Source organism: Candidatus Hydrogenedentota bacterium, assembly GCA_012730045.1.
Lineage (GTDB): Bacteria > Hydrogenedentota > Hydrogenedentia > Hydrogenedentales > CAITNO01 > JAAYBR01.
Window position 1 is genome coordinate 1 of record JAAYBR010000022.1, and the last position, 8,438, is coordinate 8,438.

Sequence of the window (8,438 nt, forward strand, 5' to 3'; positions counted from 1 at the left end):
CGCCGCCAGCATCTGGTCCGACAACAGCCCCGCCGCGAGCGCCAGCGCGAGCGCGCCCAGCACCCACCGCCCCGTCCACGTCCGCCACCCCCGCAGGTCCAGCGCGGCCAGCAGCGGCAGCGCGGCCGCCCACCCCGCGGACACCCCGAGGGCCATGCAGACAAACGCGGCGGGGACGCACGCCGCCGCCGTCACGGCGGCGCGCACCGTGTCCAGGCGTTCCCGAAGGATGGGGGACATTTCCGTCATGCGCCCATTCTATCCAAGTCCCCCGCCCAAGACAACACGCCGCCCGGGCCGCCGCGCCCCCCTGTGCGGGGAAGCGGGCGGTTAGAGCTTCCTGACCTTCATGTTGCGGAACCAGATGGGCGCGCCGGCGTGCTTGCCCTGAAGGCCGATCTTCCCCTTGGTGGCCAGGGCGCTCAGGGGGCCGCCGAGCCATTCGGGGGCGTCGGACCCGTCGGGGTTCTTCTTGGCGTCGGTCCACTTGGCCATGTCCATCGAGGCGACATGCTCGCCGTTGAGCACCACTTCCACCTGCTTCCCCCAGCAGTAGATGGTGAAGCGGTTCCATTCCCCGTGGGGCTTGACGGCCCGCTTCGCGGGGGCCAAGCGCCCGAAGACGCCGCCGCAGGTCCAGTTCGGGGCCACGTCGGCCCACTTGTCGGCGTAGTCGTCGAGAATCTGCACCTCGATGCAGCTCGTGATCCACTGGTCCATGTCGCTGCAGTACAGGAAGACCCCGCTGTTCGCCGCCTCGGAGTTCTTGAACTCCAGGTCGAGGGCGAAGTTCTCATAGTCCGCCCGGGTCCAGATTGCCTCGTCCTTCGTGGCCGTCAGGACGCCGTCCTCCCAGCTCCACACGCCCTTCGGATAGACCGCGTCCGACAGGTCCTTCGCGAACAGGTCCTTCCAGTCCGCCGTGGACTCGGGATGCTTCGGCGCCTCCGCGGCCCACGCCGCGACGGCGATCATCCCGGCCACAAGCGCCCCCAGGCAGAAAACCGTCTTCTTCGCCATGACTCACCGCTCCTTGTGCGTTGTGCCCGCGCGGCCGTCCCGTCCCGGCGGACGCGCGCCCCATTATCATCCGCCCGCCGCCGCCAGTCAAGACCGCCGCGCGCAGGTCACTGCGGCGCGCCGAACGACAGGGTGGAGATCCGGTCATGCCGCCCGATGTTGAGCCGGTCCAGCAGGTCCGCGCAGGGGGCGGGGACGACCGGATGAAAAGGGGGAATGGACGCAGTCTTGGGGCCGCGCCCCGCACCCTCCTCCCCCAGCGCCCTTGTTGATCCCGTTGACGCGGCAACCCATAATGGTCACGGATGGCGGGCGGGACGGGCGTCAGTTCTTGGAGGATTGGAAGCATGCCGTGCGTGACAAGACAAATCGGGCTGGTGTGCCTGTGCGTGATGATGGTTTCGGCGTGGGCGGGCGCGGAACAGGATGCCCGGGCCGTGGCCGGGGCGCTGACGGCGATGGACACCTGGATTGTGGCGCAGCCGAAAGAGGTCGAGGCATTGCCGGGGGTGTCGTTCGATCTTGCGGGCTGCGGGGGCATTGCGGCGGGCGCCGGCACCGGGATGGGGGATTTGGCGCAGCGGGCTTCGGATCGGCTGGCCGGAGCGTGCGGCGTGACGCTTCCCCTTTCTGAACCGGCCGAAGGGCCGGTCATCGCGCTTGCGCTGGCCGACACGCCCGCGAAGTTTCCGGCGGCGGCGCGGATTGACGACGCGGCCTTCGCGCGGCTCGGCGACCAGGGATACGCGCTTGTCATCGGCGCCGGCGGGGTGACGCTCACGGCGCGGAGCGCCGCGGGGCTGCGGCATGGCCTGACCACGCTGGCCCAGGCTGCGGCGGACCGGACCGTGCTTCCGGGCATGGTGATACGCGACTGGCCGTCGTTGCGGTATCGCGGGGCGCAGCAGGACGTTTCCCGGGGACAGGTTCCCGCGCCGGAGACGCTGAGGCGCCTGGCGGACACGCTGGCGGAGGGAAAGATGAACGTGTTGGAGCTGTATCTCGAGCACGTGTACAAGTACAAGGCGTTTCCGGACATCTCGCCGCCCGAGGGGTACACCCCGGACGAGGCGGGGGCGGTTTCGGCGCACGCCGCGCGGGCGGGTGTGGAGGTGCACCCGCTGCTGCAGGGGCTTGGCCACTCGTTCCACATCCTCAGCAAGCCGCAGTACCAGCACCTCCGGATCGGGCCCTGCGAGAAAACGCCGTGGGTCATGACCTTCGACATCAGGAAACCGGAGGCCGTGGCGATGGTCACGACGATGATCAACGAGTTGTGCGCGGCCTTTCCGGGCGAACTGTTCAGTGTGGACATCACGGAGATAGACATCGACGGGCTTCAGGCGGACGGGCTGCCGCTGGATCAGGTCACGGACCTGGTCTTTGGCTATGTGCTCAAGCTGAACGAGGCGCTTGGAAAGAACGGCAGACGGCTGATGATCACGCAGGGGCCGCTCGACAGCCAGGGCCATCTCGCCGGCATGGGGCCGAGGCTCAATTCTCTTCCGAAGAACGTCATTGTCGGGAGCTACTATTGCGCCGGGGGGCCGTACCAGCCGGCATGGGAAAAGGATTTTCCCCGGCTGCGCGGCGAGGGCCTCGACTTTTTCGCGCAGGCGTGGATCTCCAGCCACGTCTGGTTGACGCCGTGTGTGAACCGCGCCGCGGAATTCTCCGACCTGGAAATTTCGCGGGGACTCGGCCACGGCGCGGCCGGCAGCGTCACCTGCGACTGGGGGGACGCGGGGCACTTCCACTTCGTCGGCGAGGAATGGCTGCCGTTCCTGTACCACGGCGCGTGCGCGTGGACCGGCGCGCGGGCGGACCGGGACTATTTCCGGAAGGCTTTCGCGCGGGTTCTCTACGGACTGGAAAGCGACGCCGCCGTCCGCGCCATGGAGTCCGCAAGCGATGTGAACGCGGTGCCCCTCCGCGTCCGCGGCGAGGACGGCAAGGAGATGGAGGTTTCCACGGGCTACCTGTGGGAATTCGTCCACGACCCGTTCACACATCCCGACATCACCCGGATTGCCGATCCCGCGGGCGCCGGACAGGCGGTCTTGGACGCCGCCCTGCCCGCGCTCGCGGTCCTTTCGGAGGAGTTGCCGAAAGCCCGGCGGAACAGGGACACGCTCGAACAATGGGTTTTCGGGGCTCGCTGTTATGCGGCCCTCGGACACAAGCTCGCCGCGCTCGGCCATTACAATGACACGGCGGTTCCAAGAGAACGGGTCGCGGAGGAACTCGAGGCCGTGGCGGCGGAGTTTGAGTCGCTGCAGAACGACTTCAAACGGCTCTGGCTGGCGGAGGACCGCGACAACGAGGGATTCCAGGAACTTGTGAGACGGTTCACCTACACGGTCGTTCCCTGCCGTGAGAAGGCGAAAGAACTGGGGGCAAAGCAGGCACCGCCGCGCTTGCCGGAGGAGGTCGTTGAATGAATGTCCAACCTGTCGGCCCGGAGGAGGACGCCGCCGCCGCCGACGTGCTGGTGCGCGCGTTTCACACGTTCTCCCTCAACCAGTACCTGTTTCCCGACCCGGAACGGCGGCCGCGCCAGCTCCGCTGGCTATACCTGCGCACCATCGCGCTGTACCGGGGGGTGGGGGGCGCGTTCATCGCGGGGGACGGAAGCGGCGCGGCACTGTGGACCCCGCCGGAATACCCGCACGGCCTGCCTGCGGGACGCTATGTCCGCGCGGGGTTCCTGGCCGCCCCCTTCGGTGTCGGCTGGGAGCTGGCGGGGCGACGGCTCCGCGCGCTGCGGGACATTGAGCGCCGCCACCGCGCGGAGATTTCCGGGCCCCACTGGTCGCTGGAGGTGATCGGCGTGGACCCGGAGCGCCAGCGCACGGGGTCGGGCTCCGCCCTCATCCGGCACATCCTCGACCGCGCCGACCGCGACGGGCTCCCCGCCTATGTCATCACGCACGAGGAGAAGAACGTGGCGTACTATGAGCGCCACGGGTTCCGGCTGGCCGGCGACGCCCCCTTCGAGCCCGGCGCGCCGCCCACCTGCTCCCTGATCCGCCCCGCGCGGGCGGGCGCGTGACCGCCGGTCCCGGCGGCACGGCAACCACGAAAGGAACGGCCATGCTTTCACCCCGGATCCGCACGGCCCTGGCGGCGGCGGCCTGCCTTCTATTGGCGGGCGCAGGCACCGCGCAGGGGTCGGCAGGCGTCGTCGGCCGCCGGCTGAACGTCCCCACGCAGTGGGCCGACCTTCCCGCGTTTCTCCAGATCGTCACGGAATCATGGAACCGTGTGGTGGCGGTGCCCTACATCGTCTACATGCCCGAGCGGGACCGTGTGCTGATGCTGGTGAGCTGCGACTATCCGCACCAGGCCATGGTGCTCTGGAGCGATGACCGCGGGACGACATGGTCCGAGCCGAAATACGTCCACACCGGCGCGGACGGCATAGGCGACACGGGCATGGGCACCAGCCTCACCTATCTGGGCGGGGGCCGGGTGATGCTGGCCGCCGGGCAGCACTGGTTCAGCTCGGACTACGGGGAGACCTGGGGCGACCCCTGCGAGATCCCCCCCGCGCCCGACGGCAAACCGTGGAATCTCTGGGACCCCCTGTGGGTGGACCGGGACCCGAAGACGGGCGCGGTGACCCGCCTCATCCAGACGGGCTACACCATGGACCATGAGCACTACACCTCCGGCAGGGGGCCGGGCTATTCCACGGGCCATATCCGTTTCAGCGGGGATGGGGGCCGCACCTGGAGCGCGGGCGTGAAGGTGCCGGAATGGTCGGGGGTCAGCGAGGTGGCGCTGGCGCGCGCGCAGAACGGCGACCTCGTGGCGGCGTGCCGAACGGACATCCCCGCCCGGTTCCAGGGGGAGACGCTGGACCACTACGAGGGGCTGTCGGTGTCTGTCTCGAAGGACGACGGCGCGACCTGGTCGGTCCCGCGGCGCCTCTATGACTGGGGCCGCCACCACCCCAGCCTGGTGCTGCTGCCCACCGGCGACCTGGTGATGACGTATGTGGTCCGCAAGGGCTACACGGACACGGCGGACGGCTTCCCGCAGTTCGGCGTCGAGGCGGTCGTCAGCCGGGACCACGGCGCGACCTGGGACCTGGACCACAAGGCCATCCTCCACTCCTGGGCCGGGAACCGGAAGGGGCCCAACGCGTGGTGGCCCAGCAGCCAGGCCACCTCCACGGTGCTGCTGCCGGACGGATTTCTGCTCACGGCTTTCGGCACGGGGTACCGGAGCCGGCCCAACGCCCAGGGGCAGTCCGCCCCGCGCGATGTGGGCCTGATCCAGTGGACCCTGCGCGACGCCCCGCTGACCCCCTGCCGGACCCTTGCCGACGCGGCCCCGGAGTCGGACCTGCGCAATGTCTTCGACCCGGCGCCGCGCCCGCCCGCGAAGCCGGTGGCGACCCTGCGGCTGCGGCTTCCGGAGGACGCCGGTCCGGTGATGCGGCGGGCGGCGGAGATCGCCGCGCGCGAGATCATGCGGCGCGCCCCGGTCCGGGTCCTGCAGTCGGGCGAGGCGGAACTCACGGTCACCCTGGGGATCAACACCTCCCTGCCGTGGGAGGGATTTGAGCTCCACAGCATGAAGGAGGAGGTCTTGATAAGGGGCGGGGACGATCTCGGCGTGCTGTACGGCGTGGGCAAGTTCCTGCGCACGGCGCGCTACGGCCCGGAGGGGTTCACGGAGGGCGGCTGGGAGGGGACCGCGCTGCCCCAGGGCGCGTTCCGCGCGGTGTACGCCGCCACGCATTTCAACAACTACTACGAGGCCGCCCCGGCGGAGGAGGTGGGGCGCTATCTGGAGGAGCTGGCGCTCTGGGGCGCGAACGCGGTCATCGTGCATTTCCCGACCTGGAGTTTTGCGGGGTTTGACGACCCCGCCGCGCAAAAGAACCTGGAGCAGACCCGCCGCCTGCTACGCACCGCCAGGGCGGTGGGCATGAAGACCGGGCTGGTCCAGTGCCCCAACCAGGGCTTCACCTCCGCCCCGCCGGAGACCCGCGCGGTGCCCAACCCGGACCTGACGAAGCGGCACGGAAACATGGGGGTGAACTGCTGCCCGTCCACGCCGGAGGGGGAGAGGTACCTGCTGGACCTCTACGCCCGGCTGTTCGGGGAGTACAAGGACATCGGCCTTGACTACCTCGTCTGCTGGCCCTACGACGAGGGAGGCTGCGGCTGCGCCGCGTGCGCGCCCTGGGGGGCGAAGGCCTTCCCCGCGCTGTCGAGGCAGGTGGCCGCCCTCGGCCGCGCGGCCTTCCCGGACCTGCAGGTCATCCTCTCGACCTGGCTCTACGACCTGCCCCCCTCGGGCGAGTGGGAGGGCCTCTCGGCAGGGCTGGAAAAGGACGCCGCCTGGCTGGACGGGATCCTATGCGACGACCATTTCGACTTCCCGCGCTATCCGCTTGACCACGGCGTGCCCGCAGGCCTGCCCCTCTACAATTTCCCCGAGATCAGCATGTGGGGGCGCAGCCCCTGGGGCGGCTACGGCGCGAACCCGCTCCCCGCGCGGTACGAGGGCCTCTGGCGGCAGACGTGGGGGAAGCTGGACGGCGGCATGCCCTACTCCGAGGGCATCTTCGAGGACATGAACAAGGCGGTGTGCTTCCGGTTCTACTGGGACCGCGACGCCCTGACCGAGGCCACGCTCCGGGAGTACGTGTCCTACGAGTTCTCCCCGGCCGTGGCCGACGACGTGCTGGCGGCGGTGCGCCTGCTGGAGGAGGCCTGGCAGGAGCGCGGCCCGAAGTCAGTGGAGGCCTTCGAGCTCCTCAAGAAAGCGGACGCCGCCCTGCCGCAGTGGGCGCGCGGGGGCTGGCGCTGGCGCATCCTCTACCTGCGCGGGCTGATAGACAGCGAACTCGCCCGCAACGGGGAGAAAATGGAGGGGGACACCCTCCGCGCGGCGTTCAACGAGCTGACCGAAATCTACCACGCGGCGGACGCGCTGCCGTCCGTGCGGCCGCGCGTCCTCCCCTGAGGGATGAAAGCGAAGCGGCGGCCCCGGGGGGACCGGGGCCGCCGCGTGTTTTTGCGGGGGGCGGGGCTCAGCCCGCGGAGAGCAGGCCCATGAGCGCGGCGAACTGCGCGTTGACGGGCGGGGTGGACGGGTAGCGCAGGAACTCCACATGGCCGTCCATGAAAAGGACATTGCAGCCGCCGGGGATGTGGCTGAAGTCCGCCGTGTTCGTGCTGAGGAAGTCCGTCATCACGAAGACCTGGCTCTGCGCCTGCGCGGACGCGCCCGGGTTGTTGATGTCCGTGATGAGGAAACGCTCGACGCCCTCGCGCAGGCGGTAGATCGTGTCGCCGCCGCCGTTGCCGAGGCCCGCCGTCACCTTGCCGTCCTCGTCCGGCTTCGCCGCGGCGGCCGTCTGGGCGCTCGAGACATACCAGGCCATCAGCTTGGGCAGCCAATGGTCCACGATCTGCTGCGGCGCCACCGTGCCCGCGGGCATCGTCACCCCCATGAGCCCGCCCGCGGAGGTGATGTCAAACATCGGGTCCGTCTCCTGGATCTTGTCATAGACCCAGCCAAAATAGAGGTAGCTGTGGGCGGCCTGCTCGAAGGGCCAGTGCACATGGGCGCCCGCCTCCGGGTACTTTGCCGCGATGCGGTCGCCCGTCGGGTCGCCGAAAAGGCACTCGTCCTTGTAGAAGATCAGGTTGTCGTTGTCCGACGGGCACACCATCACATGGCCGTCCGACAGGTATTCCGGGTAGACCGCCATGATGTCCGGGGCCAGCGAGAACTGCGGGTTGATGGTCGTGCCGGGGTAGTCCCGCATCTGGATCGGCGGGAACCGCATGCCGGGGGCCTCGTTCGCGTACATCTTGTACACGAGCCCCATCTGCTTGAGGTTGTTCTGGCAGCTCGCGCGGCGGGCCGCCTCGCGGGCCCGGGCCAGTGCGGGCAGCAGGATCGCCGCCAGGATGCCGATGATGGCGATCACCACCAGCAGTTCGATCAGGGTGAATCCAAGTTTTCGTGCGCGCATTGTGGTTCTCCAGGAATGGGGGGATTAAGGGCTTTTCCGTTTTCCGCGGAGCCTTTCGCATCCGTCGGCGGCGCCGGGCCGTCCAGCGCCAGCCCATGATAGCAGAACCGCGCATCCAGCGTGCGCGGACCCCAGGGCAATCGCACTAAAATCCGCGGACATCTTCTGGATGGAGTGCGTGCCTTGCCCTCTGTCCGACATCTTCAACGCTGAAAGCGTTGCCGAATATAGCCCAGGCCAGTCCGCTGCCCGAAGGGCCAGGCCTGCCCTGGGGTGCCCGCGCAGAACACTCATGCCCCAACGGGGCAGCCGAAATTACGGCGGGGGGTGCCGCGACGGCCTTGGGGAAACGCGCGGCCACCGTCGTTTTTCGTGTGCCCCCGCGCGGGCAAGCCCACGCGAAGAAAGGCGGCAGCAA

General features: G+C 69.2%; 6 protein-coding genes. 3 read left to right on the forward strand and 3 right to left on the reverse strand.

The features are described from left to right. Together GXY15_02010 and GXY15_02015 are read right to left on the reverse strand one after the other, a co-directional pair. On the reverse strand, positions 1-249 hold a 249-nt coding region (locus GXY15_02010; protein NLV39986.1), incomplete at its 3' end, for a hypothetical protein. Positions 250-330: 81 nt separating this feature from the next. Then, positions 331-1,020: a DUF1080 domain-containing protein gene (locus GXY15_02015; GenBank protein NLV39987.1), complete on the reverse strand. Its 690-nt coding sequence runs from the start codon at positions 1,018-1,020 to the stop codon at positions 331-333. 356 nt (positions 1,021-1,376) lie between these two features. On the opposite strand from GXY15_02015, the gene GXY15_02020 reads away from it, so the two are divergent. The 3 genes from GXY15_02020 to GXY15_02030 are packed head-to-tail and all read left to right on the forward strand — an operon-like array spanning position 1,377 to position 7,002. Beyond that, complete coding sequence (locus tag GXY15_02020; protein NLV39988.1) at positions 1,377-3,461, forward strand: hypothetical protein; 2,085 nt, start codon at positions 1,377-1,379, stop codon at positions 3,459-3,461. Continuing rightward, positions 3,458-4,072 (forward strand): GNAT family N-acetyltransferase, encoded by a 615-nt coding sequence (locus GXY15_02025; protein ID NLV39989.1) that lies wholly within the window; start codon positions 3,458-3,460, stop codon positions 4,070-4,072. Before GXY15_02020 ends, GXY15_02025 begins: the two co-directional genes overlap by 4 nt. Positions 4,073-4,113: 41 nt before the next feature. Beyond that, the gene (locus tag GXY15_02030) at positions 4,114-7,002 is read left to right on the forward strand and encodes an exo-alpha-sialidase (protein ID NLV39990.1); all 2,889 of its coding nucleotides are present in this window, start codon (positions 4,114-4,116) and stop codon (positions 7,000-7,002) included. Between the two features lie 67 nt (positions 7,003-7,069). Here GXY15_02030 and GXY15_02035 read toward each other — a convergent pair whose 3' ends face one another. Then, positions 7,070-8,020: a DUF1559 domain-containing protein gene (locus tag GXY15_02035; protein NLV39991.1), complete on the reverse strand. Its 951-nt coding sequence runs from the start codon at positions 8,018-8,020 to the stop codon at positions 7,070-7,072. Positions 8,021-8,438: the final 418 nt, after the last annotated feature.

Bases quoted from the DNA above. Each gene is read 5' to 3' on its own strand.
- GXY15_02015 (NLV39987.1), bottom strand. From the start codon at position 1,020: ATGGCGAAGAAGACGGTTTTCTGCCTGGGGGCGCTTGTGGCCGGGATG.
- GXY15_02025 (NLV39989.1), top strand. From the start codon at position 3,458: ATGAATGTCCAACCTGTCGGCCCGGAGGAGGACGCCGCCGCCGCCGAC.
- GXY15_02030 (NLV39990.1), top strand. From the start codon at position 4,114: ATGCTTTCACCCCGGATCCGCACGGCCCTGGCGGCGGCGGCCTGCCTT.
- GXY15_02035 (NLV39991.1), bottom strand. From the start codon at position 8,020: ATGCGCGCACGAAAACTTGGATTCACCCTGATCGAACTGCTGGTGGTG.